This is a genomic window from Pseudomonas sp. NPDC089396 (genome assembly GCF_044749545.1).
In the GTDB taxonomy this organism is placed as follows: Bacteria; Pseudomonadota; Gammaproteobacteria; order Pseudomonadales; family Pseudomonadaceae; genus Aquipseudomonas.
Genome location: NZ_JBIVIC010000004.1, coordinates 130,026 through 149,626 on the forward strand (window position 1 = coordinate 130,026; position 19,601 = coordinate 149,626).

At 60.6% G+C, this 19,601-nt stretch carries 19 protein-coding genes and 1 pseudogene; 11 read left to right on the plus strand and 9 right to left on the minus strand.

The genetic code is table 11. The features are described from left to right. From ACIPZB_RS08835 to ACIPZB_RS08845, 3 genes are all read left to right on the plus strand, one after another. On the plus strand, positions 1–774 hold the full coding sequence (locus tag ACIPZB_RS08835; RefSeq protein ID WP_400639874.1) for a gamma-glutamyl-gamma-aminobutyrate hydrolase family protein: 774 nt from the start codon (positions 1–3) through the stop codon (positions 772–774). A 68-nt stretch (positions 775–842) separates the two neighbouring features. Continuing rightward, positions 843–2,201 carry an aspartate aminotransferase family protein gene (locus tag ACIPZB_RS08840; protein WP_400639875.1) on the plus strand — a complete coding sequence of 453 codons (1,359 nt, stop codon included), beginning with the start codon at positions 843–845 and terminating at the stop codon, positions 2,199–2,201. A 157-nt stretch (positions 2,202–2,358) separates the two neighbouring features. Beyond that, entirely contained in the window at positions 2,359–2,922 is a 564-nt protein-coding gene (locus ACIPZB_RS08845) for a helix-turn-helix domain-containing protein (RefSeq protein ID WP_008095244.1), read from the plus strand. Between the two features lie 23 nt (positions 2,923–2,945). Here the strand turns inward: ACIPZB_RS08845 and ACIPZB_RS08850 are convergent, their stop codons facing one another. Further along, entirely contained in the window at positions 2,946–3,839 is an 894-nt protein-coding gene (locus ACIPZB_RS08850; protein WP_400640132.1) for a LysR family transcriptional regulator, read from the minus strand. A 105-nt stretch (positions 3,840–3,944) separates the two neighbouring features. Between ACIPZB_RS08850 and ACIPZB_RS08855 the strand changes: the two genes are divergently transcribed. After that, positions 3,945–4,376: a GFA family protein gene (locus ACIPZB_RS08855; RefSeq protein WP_400639876.1), complete on the plus strand. Its 432-nt coding sequence runs from the start codon at positions 3,945–3,947 to the stop codon at positions 4,374–4,376. A gap of 145 nt (positions 4,377–4,521) precedes the next feature. Beyond that, positions 4,522–5,328 (plus strand): lytic transglycosylase domain-containing protein, encoded by an 807-nt coding sequence (locus tag ACIPZB_RS08860; protein WP_400639877.1) that lies wholly within the window; start codon positions 4,522–4,524, stop codon positions 5,326–5,328. Positions 5,329–5,405: 77 nt separating this feature from the next. Here ACIPZB_RS08860 and ACIPZB_RS08865 read toward each other — a convergent pair whose 3' ends face one another. After that, positions 5,406–5,909: a CinA family protein gene (locus ACIPZB_RS08865; RefSeq protein ID WP_400639878.1), complete on the minus strand. Its 504-nt coding sequence runs from the start codon at positions 5,907–5,909 to the stop codon at positions 5,406–5,408. A gap of 398 nt (positions 5,910–6,307) precedes the next feature. Here ACIPZB_RS08865 and ACIPZB_RS08870 point away from each other — a divergent pair, with 398 nt between their 5' ends. After that, positions 6,308–6,832 carry a hypothetical protein gene (locus tag ACIPZB_RS08870; RefSeq protein ID WP_400639879.1) on the plus strand — a complete coding sequence of 175 codons (525 nt, stop codon included), beginning with the start codon at positions 6,308–6,310 and terminating at the stop codon, positions 6,830–6,832. A gap of 80 nt (positions 6,833–6,912) precedes the next feature. Here ACIPZB_RS08870 and ACIPZB_RS08875 read toward each other — a convergent pair whose 3' ends face one another. Further along, the gene (locus tag ACIPZB_RS08875) at positions 6,913–7,431 is read right to left on the minus strand and encodes a type 1 glutamine amidotransferase domain-containing protein (protein ID WP_400639880.1); all 519 of its coding nucleotides are present in this window, start codon (positions 7,429–7,431) and stop codon (positions 6,913–6,915) included. Between the two features lie 169 nt (positions 7,432–7,600). Here ACIPZB_RS08875 and ACIPZB_RS08880 point away from each other — a divergent pair, with 169 nt between their 5' ends. The 3 genes and pseudogenes from ACIPZB_RS08880 to ACIPZB_RS08890 all read left to right on the plus strand — a co-directional run bounded on the left by ACIPZB_RS08880 (position 7,601) and on the right by ACIPZB_RS08890 (position 10,865). Further along, on the plus strand, positions 7,601–8,125 hold the full coding sequence (locus ACIPZB_RS08880; protein WP_400639881.1) for a cupin domain-containing protein: 525 nt from the start codon (positions 7,601–7,603) through the stop codon (positions 8,123–8,125). Between the two features lie 738 nt (positions 8,126–8,863). Continuing rightward, a pseudogene (locus ACIPZB_RS08885) lies at positions 8,864–9,100 on the plus strand (transposase); the annotation flags it as partial. Positions 9,101–9,437: 337 nt separating this feature from the next. Then, positions 9,438–10,865 (plus strand): amino acid permease, encoded by a 1,428-nt coding sequence (locus ACIPZB_RS08890; RefSeq protein ID WP_400639882.1) that lies wholly within the window; start codon positions 9,438–9,440, stop codon positions 10,863–10,865. A gap of 137 nt (positions 10,866–11,002) precedes the next feature. On the opposite strand, the gene ACIPZB_RS08895 is transcribed toward ACIPZB_RS08890, so the two are convergent. Further along, complete coding sequence (locus ACIPZB_RS08895) at positions 11,003–12,730, minus strand: cobalamin biosynthesis protein CobT (protein WP_400639883.1); 1,728 nt, start codon at positions 12,728–12,730, stop codon at positions 11,003–11,005. A gap of 16 nt (positions 12,731–12,746) precedes the next feature. Continuing rightward, positions 12,747–13,727: an AAA family ATPase gene (locus tag ACIPZB_RS08900; protein WP_400639884.1), complete on the minus strand. Its 981-nt coding sequence runs from the start codon at positions 13,725–13,727 to the stop codon at positions 12,747–12,749. A 217-nt stretch (positions 13,728–13,944) separates the two neighbouring features. Between ACIPZB_RS08900 and ACIPZB_RS08905 the strand changes: the two genes are divergently transcribed. Next, on the plus strand, positions 13,945–14,172 hold the full coding sequence (locus ACIPZB_RS08905; RefSeq protein WP_400639885.1) for a hypothetical protein: 228 nt from the start codon (positions 13,945–13,947) through the stop codon (positions 14,170–14,172). Between the two features lie 126 nt (positions 14,173–14,298). Here the strand turns inward: ACIPZB_RS08905 and ACIPZB_RS08910 are convergent, their stop codons facing one another. Beyond that, complete coding sequence (locus tag ACIPZB_RS08910) at positions 14,299–15,618, minus strand: MFS transporter (protein ID WP_400639886.1); 1,320 nt, start codon at positions 15,616–15,618, stop codon at positions 14,299–14,301. A 67-nt stretch (positions 15,619–15,685) separates the two neighbouring features. After that, positions 15,686–17,350 (minus strand): GMC family oxidoreductase, encoded by a 1,665-nt coding sequence (locus ACIPZB_RS08915; RefSeq protein ID WP_400639887.1) that lies wholly within the window; start codon positions 17,348–17,350, stop codon positions 15,686–15,688. A 190-nt stretch (positions 17,351–17,540) separates the two neighbouring features. Between ACIPZB_RS08915 and ACIPZB_RS08920 the strand changes: the two genes are divergently transcribed. After that, a complete protein-coding gene (locus ACIPZB_RS08920; RefSeq protein WP_400639888.1) occupies positions 17,541–18,359 on the plus strand; it encodes an IclR family transcriptional regulator in 819 nt (272 codons plus the stop codon). Between the two features lie 48 nt (positions 18,360–18,407). Here the strand turns inward: ACIPZB_RS08920 and ACIPZB_RS08925 are convergent, their stop codons facing one another. After that, the gene (locus ACIPZB_RS08925) at positions 18,408–19,205 is read right to left on the minus strand and encodes a thiazole synthase (RefSeq protein ID WP_400639889.1); all 798 of its coding nucleotides are present in this window, start codon (positions 19,203–19,205) and stop codon (positions 18,408–18,410) included. A 39-nt stretch (positions 19,206–19,244) separates the two neighbouring features. Beyond that, positions 19,245–19,445, minus strand: coding sequence for a sulfur carrier protein ThiS (gene thiS, locus ACIPZB_RS08930; RefSeq protein WP_400640133.1), 201 nt, complete (start codon positions 19,443–19,445; stop codon positions 19,245–19,247). Between the last annotated feature and the right edge of the window lie 156 nt (positions 19,446–19,601).

The following is a 19,601-nucleotide window of genomic DNA, read 5'->3' on the forward strand; positions in this document are numbered from 1 at the left end:
ATGCCACGTGTGCCAGTTATCGGCATCACCGCATGCACCAGCATGATTGAAGAGCATGCGACCCAGAAAATCAGTGAGAAGTACGCACGCGCTGCGGCCAATGCGGCGTGTGGATTGCCTATCGTGATTCCCAGTCTCGCTGAACTGATGGATACCGCCGACATAATTGACACGGTGGATGGGCTGATCTTCACCGGCTCGCCGTCCAATATCGAACCGTTCCACTACAACGGCCCGGCCAGTGCACCCGGCACCCATCACGACCCGCTGCGTGATGCCACCACCTTGCCGCTGATGCGTGCGGCCATCGCCGCGGGTGTTCCGGTGCTCGGCATTTGCCGTGGCTTCCAGGAGATGAATGTGGCCCTGGGTGGCACCTTGCACCAGAGCGTGCATGAAACCGGCTCGTTCATGGACCACCGAGAAGGCAAGGATGAGCCCGTATCCAAGCAATACGGCCCGCGCCACAAGATGCATATCCAGCGCGGCGGCTTGATGGACCGCATGGGCATTCCGTCGGTCATCGACGTCAATTCCATACATGGCCAGGGCATCGATGTGCTGGCGCCTGGGCTCAGGGTGGAAGCCATTGCGCCTGATGGTCTGGTGGAAGCGATTTCGGTTCAAGGCAGCAAGGGTTTTGCCCTGGCCGTTCAATGGCACCCGGAGTTCGAGGTCATGGACAACCCCCATTACCTGACGATCTTCCAGTCCTTTGGTAAAGCGTGCCGACAACGCTCGGTACTGCGCCAGTTGATGTTGAAATCGGCCTGAATAACGGCCGACGCCGAATCTGAAAGTTTCCCCGCAGTTCAACTGCGTTATTTGATGGAGAGAAGTCAATGAGTGAAAAGAATTCGCAGACTCTGGCCTGGCAAGCGATGAGCCGTGACCATCACCTGGCACCGTTCAGCGACGTCAAGCAACTGGCCGAAAAAGGCCCCCGCATCATCACCTCGGCCAAGGGTGTGTACCTGTGGGACAGCGAAGGCAACAAGATCCTCGATGGCATGGCTGGCCTGTGGTGCGTGGCCGTCGGCTACGGCCGTGACGAGTTGGCCGAAGTGGCCAGCAAGCAGATGAAGGAACTGCCGTACTACAACCTGTTCTTCCAGACCGCGCACCCGCCAGCGCTGGAGCTGGCCAAGGCGATTTCCGACGTGGCGCCTGAAGGCATGAACCATGTGTTCTTCACCGGCTCCGGCTCCGAAGGCAACGACACCGTGCTGCGCATGGTTCGCCATTACTGGGCGATCAAGGGCAAGAAAGACAAGAAGGTCATCATTGGCCGCATCAACGGCTACCACGGTTCCACCGTGGCCGGTGCGGGCCTGGGCGGCATGAGCGGCATGCACGAGCAGGGCGGCCAGCTCCCGGACATCGTGCACATTCCGCAGCCGTACTGGTTCGGCGAAGGCGGCGACATGACCGAGGCCGAGTTTGGCGTGTGGGCAGCTCAGCAGCTGGAAGAGAAGATTCTGCAGGTCGGCGTGGACAATGTCGCCGCCTTCATCGCCGAACCGATCCAGGGCGCCGGCGGCGTGATCATCCCACCGCAGACCTACTGGCCGAAGATCAAGGAAATCCTGGCCAAGTACGACATCCTCTTCGTGGCTGACGAAGTTATCTGCGGCTTCGGCCGTACCGGCGAGTGGTTCGGTACCGACTACTACGACCTCAAGCCCGACCTGATGACCATTGCCAAGGGCCTCACCTCCGGCTACATCCCCATGGGCGGCGTGATCGTGCGTGACACCGTTGCCAAGGTGATCAGCGAAGGCGGTGACTTCAACCACGGCTTCACCTACTCCGGTCACCCGGTGGCGGCGGCGGTGGGCCTGGAAAACCTGCGTATCCTGCGCGAGGAGAAGATCATCGAGCAGGTTCGCGAAAAAACCGCGCCCTATCTGCAACAGCGCCTGCGCGAGCTGGCCGACCACCCGCTGGTGGGCGAAGTCCGTGGCCTGGGCATGCTGGGCGCGATCGAACTGGTGAAGGACAAGGCCACCCGTGCGCGCTACGAAGGCAAGGGCGTCGGCATGATCTGCCGCCAGCACTGTTTCGATAACGGCCTGATCATGCGCGCCGTGGGTGACACCATGATCATCGCGCCGCCACTGGTCATCAGCATCGAAGAGATCGACGAACTGGTGGAAAAGGCCCGCAAGTGCCTGGACCTGACCTACCAGGCTATCCAATAAGGCCATGGCACTCCGGCAGAGGCGCAGCGCCCTGCCGGAGTGCTCGTTTCAGCGCCAGGAGCAAGTCCTGGCGCCCATCGCGTCACGCGCTTGATTTGTGAATTTATTCAGGTATTTTCCATGCCAATAATTCATTTATTACTGGCCACGCTTGATCATGGTTCACACGTTAGTGCACGAAGAAATTGAAGAGCTGGCCACACTGATTCGCGACCTGCGCAAGTTCAAGGGCCTGACCCTGGGCGAGCTGGCGCAACGCATCGGTCGTTCGGTGGGCTTTCTCTCCCAGGTTGAGCGCGGCGTTTCACGCCCGACCGTGGCGGACTTGACGGCCATCAGCGAAGCACTCGGTGTATCGACGGCGTACTTCTACAACCTGGACAAGCCCCGTGGCCTGAGTTGGGTAACGCGTCCGCATGAGCGCCGTATGTTGCATTTCGACGGTGGTATCAAGGATGTGCTGGTATCACCCACCATCACCGGTGGGTTTTCCATGCTCGATAGCCACCTTGAACCCGGGGCCACCAGCGGCGAGGAATTCCTCAATGACAGCTCGGAGCAGGGCTGCTTCGTGCTCGAAGGCGAGCTGACCGTCTGGCTGGACGAGGGCGAGCCTGTGACACTTCATGCCAATGACAGTTTTCAGCTGCAATCCCATGCAAAGTTCCGTTATGCCAACTTGACGGACAAGCCCACCCGCGTGCTTTGGGTGTTCAACTGACGGCACCCGCGTCTCTGCCGACCTCAGCGGTCGGCCTCGCGCAAATAGCCATGCAATGCCTCGCCCAGCACATCGAATACTCGGGCGATTCGTTTGATCTTGCGAAGATCACCGTGCATCGCGATCCACACCTCGACGTCGAAGCCGAAAGTGCCTGGCAGCACTTCGATCAGTTCGTATTCCTTGGCAATCCGCGTCGGACAGAGACCGAAACCCAGCCCTGCTTTCAGCGCGGCCAGTTGCGCAAGGTGGTTATCGGAGGCGATCGCGAAATGTTGGTCCGCTTCGCATAGCCCGGCTTCGACGATCCGACGCAGATCAGCCGAGCGGCGGTCCGGCCCGATCAGCGGCCCCTGGCGTAGTGCCTGCAGGCTGTCCGGTTTGCCGTAGCGTTGCAGGCACTTGGCACTGGCATGAATGCCTACCCGCAACCGCCCCACACACCGCGCTGCGATATCAGCCTCCACGGGGCGCATCAAACGCACGGCGATATCCGATTGCAGCCTGGCGATGTCTTCCAGCCCGTCAGCGATGCTCAGTTCGAGCTTCAGTCCAGGATGAGCGTGATGGAAATTTTGCAATAGACCGGGCAGCACCTCCACTCCCAGCAGCTCGCCACACGTGAGCCTGATCGTGCCCTGGTCCATCGTCGTTTCGGCGCTGGCCATGCGGTTGAAGGCCTGGGCGGCGAGGTCCATCGCCTCGACATGCTCGATCAAGCGCTGCGCGCCGCTGGTGGGCGTAAGGCCCGTGGAGGTGCGGGTGAACAGACTGAGGCCCAGCGCACGCTCCAGATGATCCAGGCGCCGGCGCGCCGTGGCCTGGGCTATGCCCAGCAGGTTGGCGGCGCCGCTCAGGCTGCCCGAGCGCAGCACCGCGAGGAACACCCGTTGGCTTTCCCATTCAAGCCCGCTCATACATTCTTGACCAACGGTTGCTTCCTTTTTGCTCTTCTGCGAGGGCCTGTGAACGGGGATCATGCGCCCCGAACATTTCCGGACGTCATTGTAAGGAGTCAACGCATGGGATTCACCGGTCAGTGCCATTGCGGGTACGTCACGCTCGAAATCGAAGCGCAGAACCTGCCGCCGCTGTACGCCTGTCATTGCCTCGACTGCCAGCGCTGGAGCGGCAGCGCGTTTGGTCTGCACCTGCTGTGCGGGGCATCGGATGTGCGCGTGACGGGTGAGACGGCCACCTATGCCAAGGAGCACCGGGGGCAGACCTCTGTGCAATATGCCTGCGGTGTGTGCCATACCCGGCTGTTCAACGAGACCACGGCAGCGCCTGGCATGCGCGTGGTCCGGGCCGGGGTGCTGGAAGGGGCGGAGCAGTTCGTACCGGTTGCGCACATCTGGACGCGGCGCAAGCAGCCGTGGCTGGCGCTGCCGGAAGGCGTTGCGCAATGGGAAGAAAGCCCGACGCCCGAGGCGTTTGCCAATGCGCTGGGTTGAATCGAGCCTCTGCTTCAACGCCAGTCGCAAGGCCGGTTACAAGGGGAGGGGCAAGGGGTATAACTACCAGAACAACAGGCGGGGCACCCGGAACAGACCGGCAAAAGGCAGGCCCCGGGCCTGATCGGCGGCGCGGAGCGATGTGATGAGTTCCCAGGCATGGCGATGGGCTCGCAGGAGCCTCCTTGGTGGCATCGGGCTGGCCGTGCTGGTCGCGCCATTGTGCGCCAGCGCCATGTTCAAGTGCCAGGCCAGTGACGGAACCATCAGCTACACCCGCCAAGCCATCACCAGCGCCCGCTGCACCCGCGAGAATGGCTCGGCGGGCGCCGCTGTTGGCGTCAAGGCAAAGGCCCAGCCACGGATTGTGCATTTCGACGACCCTGGCGCGGTGCGGGTTCGGGTGTACACCTTCATGCACCGGGGCGTTCGGCAATATGTAAGCCGGCGTCCTGTGGGGATCTCGGCACGGGTCGATGTCCTTGATCTCTATTACATCAAGGGTTGCTATCTGTGCATGGCGCCGAAGGATTTCAACGTCGCTTCACTGCGCCTGGACACTCAATCCTACCGGCGCGAGATCGAAGCCGCTGCGGCTCTATATGGTGTAGACAGAGCGTTGGTCCGCGCCGTGATACATGCCGAATCGGCGTTTCGCGCCAACGCCATCTCCATGGCCGGCGCCCAAGGGCTGATGCAGTTGATGCCCGCCACCGCCGAGCGCTTCGCCGTGGACGATCCGTTCGACGCACGGCAGAACATTCGTGGCGGCGTGCGCTACCTGGCCTGGCTGCTCAAGCGCTTCAACGGCAACCAGGTGCTGGCGTTGGCAGGTTACAACGCCGGCGAAGCGTCGGTGGTCGAGTACAACGGGGTGCCTCCCTACGCCGAGACGCAAACCTACGTCACCCGCGTGCAGTCCTTGACCGAGCGTTATCGCAATCATCGCTAGTACCTTAAGGCGCATGCTCGGGGCACCTTCAAGGTGCTGTCTCGACACCCGTTGATCATCCGCCATAGCCATACCCCTCAGGCGCGCTCCCCCCGCAGCCAGCGCTCGTGATAATGGATCAGTCGGGTCAGTCCATAGACGGCGCCGTCGTGCATGACTTGCGCTCGCTCTCCAAAAAATCGCTGGGTACGGGTAAACACGGCAGTCGGCTCGCCGGCAAATGCCCACGCAAAGCACAGCGTGCCGGGTAAAACCCCGGTTTCTGGGCTAGGACCGGCTACACCGGTCGTTGCAATCACGACGTTGGCATCGCTGTCCTTCAATGCCCCCAGGGCCATTTCCCAGGCGACTGGCTCGCTGGTCAGACCGTACCGTTCGATGGTTTCCGGGCTTACCCCGAGCAGACGTTTCTTGGCTGAGGGCGAATAGACGACATAGCCACTTTCCAGTACCTCGCCTGTACCAGGGAAGGCCGCCAGCAAAGCGACCATGCAGCCTGCTGTACAGGACTCGGCAGTGGTGAGTACCAGGTGATGGTCTTTGAGATAGCCGAGCACGGCCAGTACGGGATCACTTGCCATCTTGGTGTCGACTCGTTGTTCTTTTGCGGTGGACGTATCGGCGATGTAAATGGTTCACCGGTTCAGCGCAGGTTCGCTTTGTTGTTGGACCTGAACTTTCTTGCCCGCGTTGATATCACTGTAGGAAATACAGAGCTGGGCTCCGAACCGCTATGTGAATGATTGAGAAAAGGATAGGGCAGGCATGAAAAAACACACAGACGCCGAGCATAAACCGCAGACCCCGTCAAAAGCTCAGGGTGAAGTAGACGCGACAATGATGCGCATCGACCGGATGGCTCGTCAGGCACCGATCATGATTCGACCGCGCAGAAAACAGCGCGTCGTGAAGAGGAGAGGAAGCATTGAGGCCAGCAACAGCGGGCCTCAACAATGTCAGCAGAGACTGGAGCGTCCAAGTGCCTCGAATCATCACACCCACCACCCCCGAGCATGAGATCGATCAGCAGAATGCGAGGATGTTCGGTACCCCAAAAGAGCGTCTGGATTTCTATCGACGCGAAATACAGTACGAGACCACCATCCTGGCCAACCGAACCGATGCCTACCTCGCGGCTCAGTCATTCCTGGTGATCGCGTTCGTGTCGTCGATGGGCAACCTGAACCAGAGCTGGGGCGAGATGTTCACGTTGATGGTGCCGGCGTTTCTCGCACTGCTCGGCGTGCTGAGCACGCTGAACGCCTGGCCAGGCATCCGCGCGGCCTTTCGAATCATCGAGCATTGGCAGCTCAAGCAAAGCCACTTGCTGCGCAGCGAGCCAATGATGGGTTTGGCCTACGACGAATCCCCGTTGTTCTGCGAAGCGGAAACCTCTCGGGCGGGGCACCGCAAATCGCTGCTGTTTTCCCTGCGCACGCCTTGGATTTTTCTCGGTTTCTGGGCCTTGCTAGGCACCTATTCGGTTTATATCCAACTGGCGTGACCCGCGCCCTAGGGACGCCCTGAAGCACGACCGGAGGGCGCGACGCAGAAACGCTGCGCTCAGCCTGCCAGCGCCTTGATCTACTGCTCGTTGAAGGCCGGAATATCGTCCGGCTGGCGGCTGGTGATCAGGTTGCCATCCACCACCACCTGCTCATCCACCCACAGGCCACCCGCATTGCGAATGTCGTCCTGCAATGTCTTGTAGCTGGTCATCCGCTTGCCTTTGACCAAGCCACTCGACACCAGCAACCAGGCACCGTGGCAGATGACGGCCAGCGGCTTGCCCGCCGCGTCATGGCTCTTTACCAGCTTTTGCGCACCGGTGTTCAAGCGGATCGTGTCTGAGTTCTGCACGCCGCCGGGCAGCACCAGGGCGTCGTAAAGGTCGAGGTGGGCACCCTCGAACGACGCATCCACTTCGAACTCGTCGGCGGGTTTGTCATGGTTCCAGCCGCGTACCTTGCCTTCTTTCTCGCCCAGGATGTCGACCACCGCGCCACTGTTTTCCAGCGCTTCACGCGGGCCGGTCAGCTCCACCTGCTCGAAACCATCGGTGACCAGAAAGGCCACGCGTTTGCCGTTCAGTCGTGCACTCATCGTTTATCTCCTTTTACCGATAGACCTCAAATAGGGGCCGGCGTCCCGGATAGAGGTTTCCACCGCGTGATGTTGGCCGGTCACGTCAGGTACACCGGTCTGTCGGCTGGAACCTGGCAGCAGCCGGCGGGTTCGAAAGTGAACCGATGACCCGATCAGGATGCGCATCATGACGCTCATGAGTACAGCGGATGCCAGCGTGCAGGCTTTGTATTTCGAAGACGACGGCGCGACGCCGAACAGCCGTTTTCCCGTACTGCTCTACCGGCTGAAGCTTGATCCGTCCGGGGATAATGCCAGTGCCTTCGAAGCCCTGTTTGCGGCTCACCAATGGACTCCGCTCTGGCGTGACGGGATCTTCGATTATCACCACTTTCACCCTAACGCCCATGAGGCGCTGGGCATTGCCTGCGGGCGGGCCCGATTGACGCTTGGCGGGGAGTCTGGGCAAAGCATGAGCGTGAAACGGGGCGATGTCCTGGTGCTGCCGGCAGGCACGGGCCATCGCTGCATCGCGTGCAGCGATGACTTCCTGGTGGTGGGTGCCTATCCTCAAGGGCAGGAAGACTACGACATTCAGCGGCCCGATAGCGCCGCGCACCCGTACGCCCTGGCGCGCATCGCCAAGGTGCCGCGCCCAGCGCAGGACCCGGTCAGCGGCATGCGGGGCGCGCTGATGACGCATTGGCGTTGAGTGCGCGGCTCGTGGGCCTTGCGCTGCGACGATCCGCTCCCGTCACCCCGCTTCTGCAGGGCCTGCCATTTCAGCTAACTGCCGGAACCTGCGCCTGATCCACTACCGGCTGAGCCACTGCTACCACTGCCCGAGCCAGTGCCGCTACCACCAGAACCATTACTGCCGGTTCCCGAGCCCCTGTTGGTACCGTCACCTCCGGTGTTGTTCGTCCCATTGTCATCAGTACCGCCATCACCCGTACCCATGCCATCGCCTGGTGTTCCTGAGCCGGTCGCCTCGCCTTGGCCGTTCATTTGCCCATTGACGTGCGGTTGCATGCCCGGGGCGCGTTGATCGTTCAGGTCTGTGGCGGCCAATGCAAGGGGGGCAGCGAAGCCTAGGCACAGTGCGAGCAGTAACGTAGAGGGTTTTGCTGGTGTCATGGTGGAACTCCTTTTTAGGTTGTTCACCCTCTGTTCGGCCTGCCGCTCGCGGGAGGGTGCCCGCTGAGCGACGGAAGGCTCTGCAGCAGGACGACGCGCTGAAAGGGGGTCCCAGATTTTGGTTCTACATGTTTTCATCACTGACAAAAAACATTTGGACAGGGCTCTAGGGCAGTATTTCTGGCGTGCAAAAGCAACAATGTACCCCCAGAAATACCCTCGATACCCCCACCAGGATGCGCGGCGGATTGTGGCCTACCGATGTAGTGGTCTAATAAAACCGGTCACCCATTTAGGGAGACGCTGCAAGTAAAGGCAGACTCGTCGCGATCGCTTCTTGGCTGACCTGGAACAGCTGGTGTCCTGGGCGCAACTGGAGGCGCAAGCGGTGCCGTTCTACAGCGACACCACACGCGAGCGCGGACACCCTGTAATCGGCTTGTCGCGCTTGCTGCGCATGTATGTCGTGCAGCAGTATTTCGGTTTCTCCGATGAAGGTACCGAAGATGCCATCTACGACAGCCAGACCATTCGTAGTTTAATCGGCCTGTTCGGCTTAGCCTTTCGAGGCGCAGGGCTGGCCGCAGCAGAGGTTGTCCTGGTTCTCAGGGAACACCCCTTGGTCACCATGAGTGGTGATACTGATTTCATCCTCACTCCTGCCTTTGACCTGATACTCATCGGCAACAATCGTCTTCAGCAGAGCCCCGTAAGCCGGATGTCTCGGCGTGGCTCCAGCCACGTGTCGCAATTGGCCCTAAAAAGTTATGCACACCCGGAAGACACTGCGTCAGCAGCCAAATGCGCTCCCCAAGCATGAGGGGCGAGAATCGACTGCTTCGAAAAATGCCTTTCAACCAAAAATAATAACGAATGGGGTGAGCAGCATGTCCGTACCTCAACAACGATCAGAAAGTTCAAACGGCGGCCTGCAGTCAGGGCTCAAGCAACGTCACATGGCCATGATCGCTCTGGGTGGTGTCATTGGTGCCGGTCTGTTTGTCGGCAGCGGTGTGGTCATTCAGTCGGCGGGGCCTGCAGCCCTGATTTCATTCATGGTCACCGGCGTACTGGTCATTTTGATCATGCGCATGCTCGGCGAGATGGCCTGTGCTTTACCGGCTGTCGGCTCGTTCTACGAATATGCACGCATGGCCTGGGCCGACAATCCACAGACGAGCCAATTGGCCGGGTTTCTCACCGGCTGGATGTACTGGTATTTCTGGGTGATTGTCGTTGCGGTCGAGGCCGTGGCCGGTGCTTCTCTCATTCAGTTTTGGCTACCGGAGGTTCCGTCCTGGACCATCAGCCTGGTACTGATGATAGTTCTGACATGCACTAACTTGTGCTCGGTCGCCTCCTTCGGCGAATTCGAGTTCTGGTTCTCCTCGATCAAGGTGGCAGCAATCCTGGTCTTTCTATTGCTGGGTGGGTTGTACCTGCTCGGCATGTGGCCGACCGAAACCCACCACGGGTTGAGTTCGATGCTGAGCAACGGCGGTTTCATGCCCAATGGCATCGGGCCGGTGCTGACCGGTGCGGTGGCTGCGACCGGATTCTATTTCGGTGCCGAGATCGTCACCGTAGCGGCCGCTGAATCTTCCGACCCGGTTCGCTCGGTCGCGCGGGCGACCAATTCGGTGATCACTCGCGTGCTGTTCTTCTATGTCGGCTCGATCCTGCTGGTGGTCACCCTGGTCCCCTGGAACTCACCGGCGATACTCACGCCGTACTCCAGTGCGCTGGCAGCCATGGGCTTCGGCTGGACGGCACATGTGATGAACGCGATCGTGCTGACGGCAGTGCTGTCCTGTCTCAATTCGGGCATCTATGCCTCTTCGCGCATGCTGTTCGCCCTGACCAAACGGGGTGATGCACCGCGCGGCCTGGCCAAGCTGTCGTCCCAGGGCGTACCGCGTCGAGCGATCCTGTTTGGCACGCTGTTCGGCTATTTGTCGGTGGTCATGTCGTACATATCGCCGGATACCATCTTCGCCTTTCTGGTCAATTCCTACGGCACCGTAGCGATCTTCGTCTATGTGCTGATCGCCCTGTCTCAGCTGCGCTTGCGGGGCAAGCTGGAGCGCGAGGCGCCGGAGAAACTCAAAGTGCGGATGTGGTGCTTTCCCTACCTGACCTATGTCGCCATCATTGGCATGCTCGGCATCGTCACCGGCATGGCTTTCATACCGGAGCAACGCATGCCATTGGCACTGGGTGTGGTCAGCTTGGCGATTCTGCTGTTGGCGTTTATCAGTCGCAGCATCTGGCGACGGATCAAAGGCCTGCCGACCGTTGTGCCGGTAAGCAATTAAACGTTACGCCCCAGCGCTCGTGGGTTTGGCCGAACCGGGCATTCATACTGCCCGGTTCGGCCAAACCCACGAGCGCTGGGGCGTTGTGTTTCGTGGGAAGGCCGAATTCGAATGTGAAGGGTGGGCACTAGCGCAAGTTACTGGCGGCCACTGAGCAGACGCAGGATCTCATCGAATACCGCATTGTCCAGACTGCGCGATAAATCCAGCTCAAGGCTGCGACGATAATAAGTGCTCAAGTCCAGACCAACGCCAAGGGCGTACAACTCAACATTCCCCTGTTGTTCGATCTGCCGCGTTACTTGCTTGAGGTGCAGGTCAAGGATGTCCTGCTGGTTGGTTTGATGAGTGGCGCTGTCCATCGGGCAACCGTCGCAGATGACGATCAGCAAGCGGCGTCGGGCATCGCGCTGCAGTAGCCGCTGATGTGCCCAGAGCAGCGCTTCGCCGTCGATACTCTCGCGAAAAAGATCGGACTTGAGCAGCGCGGCAATGCTTGGCCGGGCGCGGCGCCAGGAGGTTTCGGCGTCCTTGTAGACCACATGACTGAGCTCGTTGAGCCGTCCTGGATTGGCTGGCTGGCCCAGGGCGCGCCAACGCTTCAACGGACGTCCGCCGTTCCATTGACCGGTGGTGAAGCCAAGGATTTCACTGCGCGCACCTGCCAGTTCCAGTGCTCGACAGAAGGCGTCAGTCAGCAAGGTGATGCTCTCGATATGATTGCGCATGGAACCGGAATTATCGATCAGCAGGGTGACCAGGCAATCGCAGTGCGGACGCTCCTGCTCGTGGCGAAAAATCTCGCGTTGTTCAGGGCTGATGATCAGACGACTGAGGCGACCTGCATCGATTTGCCCGTCGGTCTGGGCAAAGGCCCAGCCATCCCGACGCGGAGCAGCCAGCAGGGCGCCCAGACGCTTGGCCAGACGTGGCAGATTCAGGCCCTGACCTGCCAGGCGCCGATCCAGACGTTGGCGCAGCTCGCGTAACAAGTCGCTGCGCACCAGGCTGGTGGCGTCACGCTCGCAATCATGGTCGCGGCTGAACACCTGATAGGAAAAGCTGTCGTTGCTGCCGCGTGGATTGCCGTGGGCAGTAGCGCTGCTGCTGTTCTCTCCTTCGCCCTCCTGATCCAGGTCCAGTATCAGCGCGAAGGCAAGACGCGTCTTCTCGACGACCTCCGAGACCTTGCGCTCGTCGTTACCGAGCAGTTCAGCGTCCAGTTGCTCGATCAGTTCGTGCGCCTTGGCGGCAATCAGCAAGGCATGCTCGGTGAACGCCAGCTGGTCATGGCGACAGCGGCGCAGTAGACCGAAGGCTGCGCCGAAATGGCCGAGCAGACTCAAGCGTGGCGCTTCAATCAGCATCTCTGTCTGTTCCCCGGCACGGCCGCCACACAGCAGAATCCAGCTCATTTGCGCCAGGGTGAAAAGCAGCAGGCCAATGTGTCCCTCAGCTTGGCCGGCGTCGAGAAACTGCTGGCTCCATTGCTCGAAGCGGCGCAACAGATTTCGCCGAACACCGGGATGACAGTCGGCTACCAATGACTCGACGCGCAGTTGCTCAAGCAGCTCGAACACCAGGCAGGCGATCGGCTGCGGCGGATGTACCTGGCGAACCAGGGCCTGATCGCTGTGTTTCAGGCGCAGCGCGAGGCTATCTGACACGCCACGCCAGGCGTGGCTTTCCTCGTATTCCGGGTTGGGATGCAGGTGCGGGGCGCGTACCGGATAGTGCCGCTCCTGCACTTCCAGGCGGCCGCCGCGATAGCGTACGCGCTGCTCCCCGGACAGAGCCCGCAGCGTCGCCGCGCAGAGTTCCTCGAGTTGTTGCTGGCGTTTCTCGCGGCGTAGCGGTGGGGTCATGATGGTCTTCCTGTGTTCAAGCCAGTGCCAGCAGGGGGAGGGCCGATTCGGCCAGCTCCTGGTCGAAGCAGCGTTGGTAGTATTCGGCGACGATTGGCCGCTCCGCTTCGTCGCATTTGTTGAGGAACGTCAGGCGGAAGGCCAGCGCCGGGTCGCTGAAAATTTCCATGTTCTCGGCCCAGGAAATGACGCAGCGCGGCGACATCAGCGTCGACAGGTCGGCGCTGGCGAAGCCTTGGCGGGTCAGTTCGGCCACTGCCACCATTTGCCTGAGCAAACCTTCGCCATGGCGGGCGAGCACATGCGGCACCCGCGCCGCGACAATGGCAACTTCTTCGGCCTGTGGCAGGTAGTTCAGCGTGGCGACGATGTTCCAGCGATCCAACTGCGCCTGGTTGAGCACCTGGGTACCGTTGTACAGCCCGTTCAGGTTGCCCAGGCCAACGGTGTTGGCGGTGGCGAACAGGCGGAATGAGGGGTGCGGATGGATCACCAGGTTCTGGTCGAGCAGGTTGAGCTTGCCGTCGCGCTCGAGAATGCGCTGTATGACAAACATGACGTCGGCACGGCCCGCGTCATACTCGTCGAAGATCAGCGCCATGGGCCGGCGCAGTGCCCAGGGCAAGATGCCTTCCTGGAACTCGGTGACTTGTTTGCCCTCGCGCAGGACGATGGCGTCTTTGCCGATCAGGTCCAGGCGGCTGATGTGACCGTCCAGGTTGACCCGTGTGCAAGGCCAGTTGAGCCTTGCTGCGACCTGTTCGATATGGGTCGACTTGCCGCTGCCGTGCAGCCCTTGCAGCATCACCCGGCGATTACGGGTGAAACCGGCGAGAATCGCCAGGGTGACCTCCGGGTTGAAACGGTAGGCCGTGTCGATCTCCGGCACATGCTCGTTGCGCGTGAGGAACATCGGTACACGCATGCTGGAATCAATACCGAACAATTCCCAGACAGGGACCAGACGGCTGGCAGGTTCGAAGTTCAGGTCGGTCATGAATGTCGCCTTGAGGGCCGGAAAGGAAGTCTTGATTCTAGGAGGGGGGGCTGGAGCGGGGGAGGGGCCAGTTAGCGGAGCTTGATGCGGCCAGTAGAGGCTGGCACCACGTTAGGGCGAAAACTGGCCCTATGGTTCAGTGCGATGGCGGCTAAGGATTGTCCGCGCAGTAAAGCGCCTGGCGGTTGCCGCCGAACAACCTTGAGAGGTCTCTCTGATGTCCGCCGATACCCTGACGATCACGCTGGATCCGCAGCTTCTGGAACTGTTTCGCCGATACCAGCTGCATACCCAGGTCACTCCGCAGTATTATATCGACGAACTGCTGGCCAGGACTCGGCCAACGCTGCAGGCCGTGGTCGAGGCGCTGGAAGAAGCCGCTGGCGATCCCGAGGTGCTGGCCCAGCTGTTTGGTCGCCGGATGGCCAGCCTGATGCAATCGTGATCGATGCTGGGATAAAGCTTTGACGGCAATGACTCCTGCGGCAGAAAAGTCAGTGTATGGACGCGACGCAAAGCCTTCCCCGCAATGGGGCGGGCATTGCGCCGTGTGTAGCGGGGCAGGATGTTTTCAGGTGCTGGGGTACGGCGCAGGGCTGAATTCGCTGTTCATCCGCTCACCTTTGCGCGTGCCTATCCACCAGGCGCAGTAAGCACTGACGGCACCTGCGAAGAGGACATACAAGCACGTCGTCCAGGGCTGGCCATCGCTGCTGCGCATCAGCGCGGTGGCGATTATCGGGGTCAGGCCGCTGGCGAAGATGCCAGAGAACTGATAGACGAAAGAGATGCCGGTATAGCGTACTTTGGCGTCGAACAGCTCACAGAACATGGCGGCTTCAGGGCCGTAGATCGCCGCATAGAAGATTCCGAAGGGCACCACGATCGCCATCCAGATCAGGAACATATCGCCGTTGCTGACCATCATCAGCCAGAAGGCTGGGAAGGCAGACAGCGCGGTAATCAGCGATCCCCAGAAATACACGCGGGTGCGGCCGATACGATCGGACAAGGCGCCGAACATCGGGATGGTGAAGCACATCACGATCGCTGCCACCATCACTCCGATCAACGCTTCGGAACGTGGAAGGTCAAGTGTCTGGGTCAGGTAGCTGAGTGAAAACACCCCGAACACATTGAAAAACACCCCATCGATGTAGCGCGCGCCCATACCGGCCAGAACATTCTTGGGGTATCGCTTGATCATGTCCACGAACGGGATGGCGGCTTCGGCATTGGCCGCTTTGACTTTGGCGAACTCGGGGCTTTCCATCACGTTCAGACGAATCCAGGTGCCGACGAATACCAGCAAAGCGCTGACCAGGAATGCGATGCGCCAGCCCCAGGTGAGAAACTGGGCGTCACTCAGAACGTAGGACAGCAGCCCCACCACGCCTGAGGCCAGGCACAAGCCGATTGCCAGGCCAATCTGCGGCAGGCTGGCATAGAAGCCGCGCTTGTGCTGTGGCGCGTACTCGAAGGCCATCAGCACGGCGCCACCCCATTCCCCGCCTAGGCCGATACCCTGGACGACGCGCAGCAGCAACAGCAGGGTCGGTGCCCAGATGCCGATGCTGTTGTAACTGGGGACCAGGCCAATGAGAAAGGTGGCCACGCCCATGATCATCATGGTCATGATCAGCATGCTCTTGCGCCCGATCTTGTCGCCGAAATGACCGAAGATCACCCCGCCGATCGGGCGGCTGAGAAAGCCGACGGCGAATGTGCCGTAAGCCAACATGGTGGACACCAGCGGGTCATCGCTCGGAAAGTACAGCTGGTTGAACACGACACCGGCGACGACGCCGTAGAGGAAGAAGTCGTACCACTCAATGGTGGCGCCTATAACACTGGCGATAACCACCTTGCGCACAGGACTGGCCGTGGACATGTGATTGTTCCTATTGTTGTATTCATAGGGAAGGTGAGCGCGGTTGCGCGCTGCCTTGGATGTTTCATCAAGATGCCAATGTGCTCGGTTCCGGCATTGCTGGCGCCACGCCGTGCGGCGTGCGGGCACTGGGCCGCAGGCAATCTTCAAGAATCATTGCTGAAGCCTTTTCGGCGATCATCACCACTGGGACGTTGGTGTTGCCCGAGACCAGGGTCGGCATGATCGAGCAGTCGACCACCCGCAGCCCCTGCAGGCCATGGACGCGCAGGCGTGAATCGACCACCGCGAGCGGATCGTTACCCATCTTGCAGGTACCGGAGGGGTGAAAGATGGTCGCCCCGTACTGACGGCAGAACTCGAGAATCTGCTCGTCGCTCTGGGTCTCGCTGCCGGGGCGGAACTCATGGCGGATCAGTTGCTTGAGCGAGCGGGTCGCGGCCAGCTTGCGGGTGTAGCGCACCGCGGCAATGACCGTCTTGCGGTCCTGTTCGGTCGACAGGTAATTGGGCTGTATCGACGGTGCTTGCAGTGGGTCGGTAGAGGTAATGCGTACATGGCCACGGCTTTCCGGGCGCAGCTGGCAAACCGACAGGGTGAAGCCGGAGAAGGGGTGTACGCTGCCGCCGGCAGAGTCGGCACTGAGCGTACCGAAGTGGTACTGGATGTCGGGAGTGGCGCTTTGCTCCAGTACGCGTGTGAACAAACCGCCCTGGTTGATGCCGATTGCCAGTGGGCCGCTGCGGGTCAACAACCACTGCAGACCCATGCGCAGTTTACGCAGGGGTGAACGTAGGTCATCGTTGGTGGTGATTGGCTGGGTACACTCGTAGATCATGCGAATCTGCAAATGGTCCTGCAGGTTTTCACCCACACCCGGCAGGGCATGCACCTCGGCGATATTGAGTTTTTTCAATAACGGCGCGGGGCCGACGCCGGAGAGTTGCAGGAGCTGTGGTGATTGCAGTGCACCGGCGCTGAGAATCACCTCACGTCTAGCCTTTACGCTCATCGACCGACCGTTCTGGCAGTACTGGACGCCGACTGCACGGGTGCCTTCGAAAAGTATTTTCTCGGCATGGGCAAGCGACACTATCGTCAGGTTTGCCCGGCGCCTGGCGGGGTGCAGGTAAGCCACCGCAGTGCTGCAGCGCAACCCCTTGCGGGTGGTCAGTTGGTAGTAGCCGACGCCCTCCTGATCACCTGTATTGAAGTCCTGGACGTGCGCGACACCGAGTTCTTTGGCCGCACCGATGAAACCGTCGGTGAGAGGGTTGCGCGCCTTGATGCTGGATGCCGATAACGGCCCGTCTGTGCCGCGTGTGGGACCTGGGCCAAGGTCGTTGCACTCGGCGCGGCGAAAGTACGGTAATACCTCGTCCCAGCCCCAACCGACATTGCCGGCGCTGGCCCAGGCATCGTAGTCGGCGCGCTGGCCGCGAATGAAGATGAGCCCGTTGATTGAACTACAGCCACCGAACACCTTGCCGCGCGGCCAGTAGATGCGCCGGTCGTTCATGCCAGGGTCTGGATCGGTGTAGAAGCCCCAGTTGTAGACCGGGTGGAACATGGTTTTGGCATAGCCTATCGGGATGTGAATCCACGGATAGCGATCCGTAGGCCCCGCCTCGAGCAGGCAAACGCTGTATCGTCCATTCTCGCTGAGCCTATTGGCTAGCACGCAACCGGCCGAACCGGCACCGACAATGACGAAGTCATAGGCACGTGACATCCGAAATCCCCTTCTTTTTATAGTTGTGAACCCGAATTGCACTCGAAAACTAGAACAATTCATTCCACTTATGTGGGGCCAGATTTGGAGTGCTGATTAGTCCACTGCTGTTTTTCTTGCTAAAAGACGGCTTAATGCATTAATAATTAATGAATTAATTCACCACGGCTTTTCATCGGGCAATTGATAAATGGAACATATCGTAGCGAAAACCGAGGGGCGGCCGCTGGAGCCGATCAACGCCGAAAATCCGGATCGCAGCCTGCGCGCCTTGCTGGTTCTGGAAGTGCTCGCCAGCGTCGATGCGCCGCTGTCTCTTGCACAGTTGTGCGAGCGGCTTGCAGCGCCGAAAGCCACGCTGCTGCGTATGTTGGTAGCGTTGGAGCGTCTGGGTTATCTGCTCCGTGAAGGGGACGAGAAGACTTACCTGCTCGGTCCTCGGGCCAGCCGCATGGGGCTGGCGCTACTGCGCAACCACGTGGTGCTTGAGCGCAGCCGGCTGATTCTGCAGACGCTGGTGCGGCAGTTGGGTGAAACCTGCAACCTGACCGCATTGGATGGCGACAGGGTAATTTACGTCGACCGTGTGGAAACGCACGAACCCTTGCGCCTGCATGTCGAGCCTGGCACCCATGTGCCGTTGCATTGCACTGCCAGTGGCAAGTTGTTCCTCGCCGAGATGCCCGTGCACCGGCGCAGCGCCATTCTCAAGCATCTGGAGCTGACGCCGAGCTCCGATCGCAGCATCACCGATCACGACGTGTTGGCGTCCGAGCTGGAGCGTATCCACAGTCGGGGTGTGGGCATCGACAGTGAGGAATTCGTCAGGGGCATGGTGGCCGTCGCCGTGCCAATCAGAGGTGCCGATGGGCAGTGCCTGGCAGCCTTGGCCTGTCATGCGCCGACGGCACGGAAAAGTCTCAACGAGCTGATCGAGTTCATTCCGCAGATGCAGGCGGCAGCCGCGCAATTGGCGCTGTCGTTGGCCTTGGATGGGGCTCGCGGTTGAACTGTTCGCAAGGCGCTCGAAGGTGCGCTGAGCCGCACCTTCGAGCACTTACAGAAACAGGCCACTCAAGGGCGAGGAAGCGTCGCCGCTGAGCCGACGCGGCATACGCCCCGCCAGGTAGGCTTCGCGGCCGGCTTCGACCGCCTTGCGCATCGCCGAGGCCATGCGAATCGGTTCGCGGGCGCGAGCAATGGCGGTATTCATCAGCACCCCGTCGCAGCCCAGTTCCATGGCAATGGCGGCATCGGAGGCGGTGCCGACACCGGCATCGACAATCACCGGGACCTTGGCGTTTTCCACGATCAGGCGAATGTTGTAGGGGTTGCGGATGCCCAGCCCGGAACCGATCGGCGCGCCCAAGGGCATTACCGCTACGCAGCCAATTTCCTCAAGGCGCCGAGCCACCAGCGGGTCATCGCTGGTGTAGACCATCACCTTGAAGCCCAGGTCGACCAATTGCTGAGCGGCGATCAGGGTTTCACCGATATCGGGGTACAGGGTTTGGCTGTCACCGAGCACCTCCAGTTTCACCAGCGGGTGGCCGTCCAGTAGTTCACGTGCCAGCAAGCAGGTGCGCACGGCATCCTTGGCCTTGTAGCAGCCTGCGGTATTGGGCAGCAGGGTGTAGCGCTGCGGCATGACCGTGTCGAGTAGGTTGGGCTGGTCGGCTTCCTGGCCAAGGTTGCTGCGGCGTACCGCAAAGGTGACGATCTGCGCCGAGCTGGCCTCGATCGCTGCGCCGGTCTCGCTCAGGTCTGCATAGTGTCCTGTGCCGACCAGCAAGCGCGAGGCGTAGGGCTGGCCGGCAATGATCAGTGGGTCGTGGGTTGGGCGAATTGATGTCATAGAAGCTCCAGTTGGGGGTAATGGCTGGTTCACGAGCAATCAGCCGCCGCCGATGGCATTCACGATTTCCACGCGGTCGCCCTGTTTCAGCCGCACTTGGGCGTATTCGCTACGCGGTACCACTTCGAGGTTGTACTCGATGGCCAGGCGCCGCTCTTGCAACTTCAGGCGGACGAGCAGTTGCGCCAGATCGATGTCCGCTGGCAACCGCTGGGCTACCCCGTTGATCTCCACTTCGATCATTCAGGCTCTCGTGTCGATGAGGGTTGTCGTGCTCGCAGGGTGAGGGGATCGCCACGGTGCTATTAGAGCCAGTCGCAATTGCTGCGCTGGTCCAGTGTGCTGATACAAGGCTGGCATCACGCAAGGTCAATAACTGGATCTAACTGTGCACGC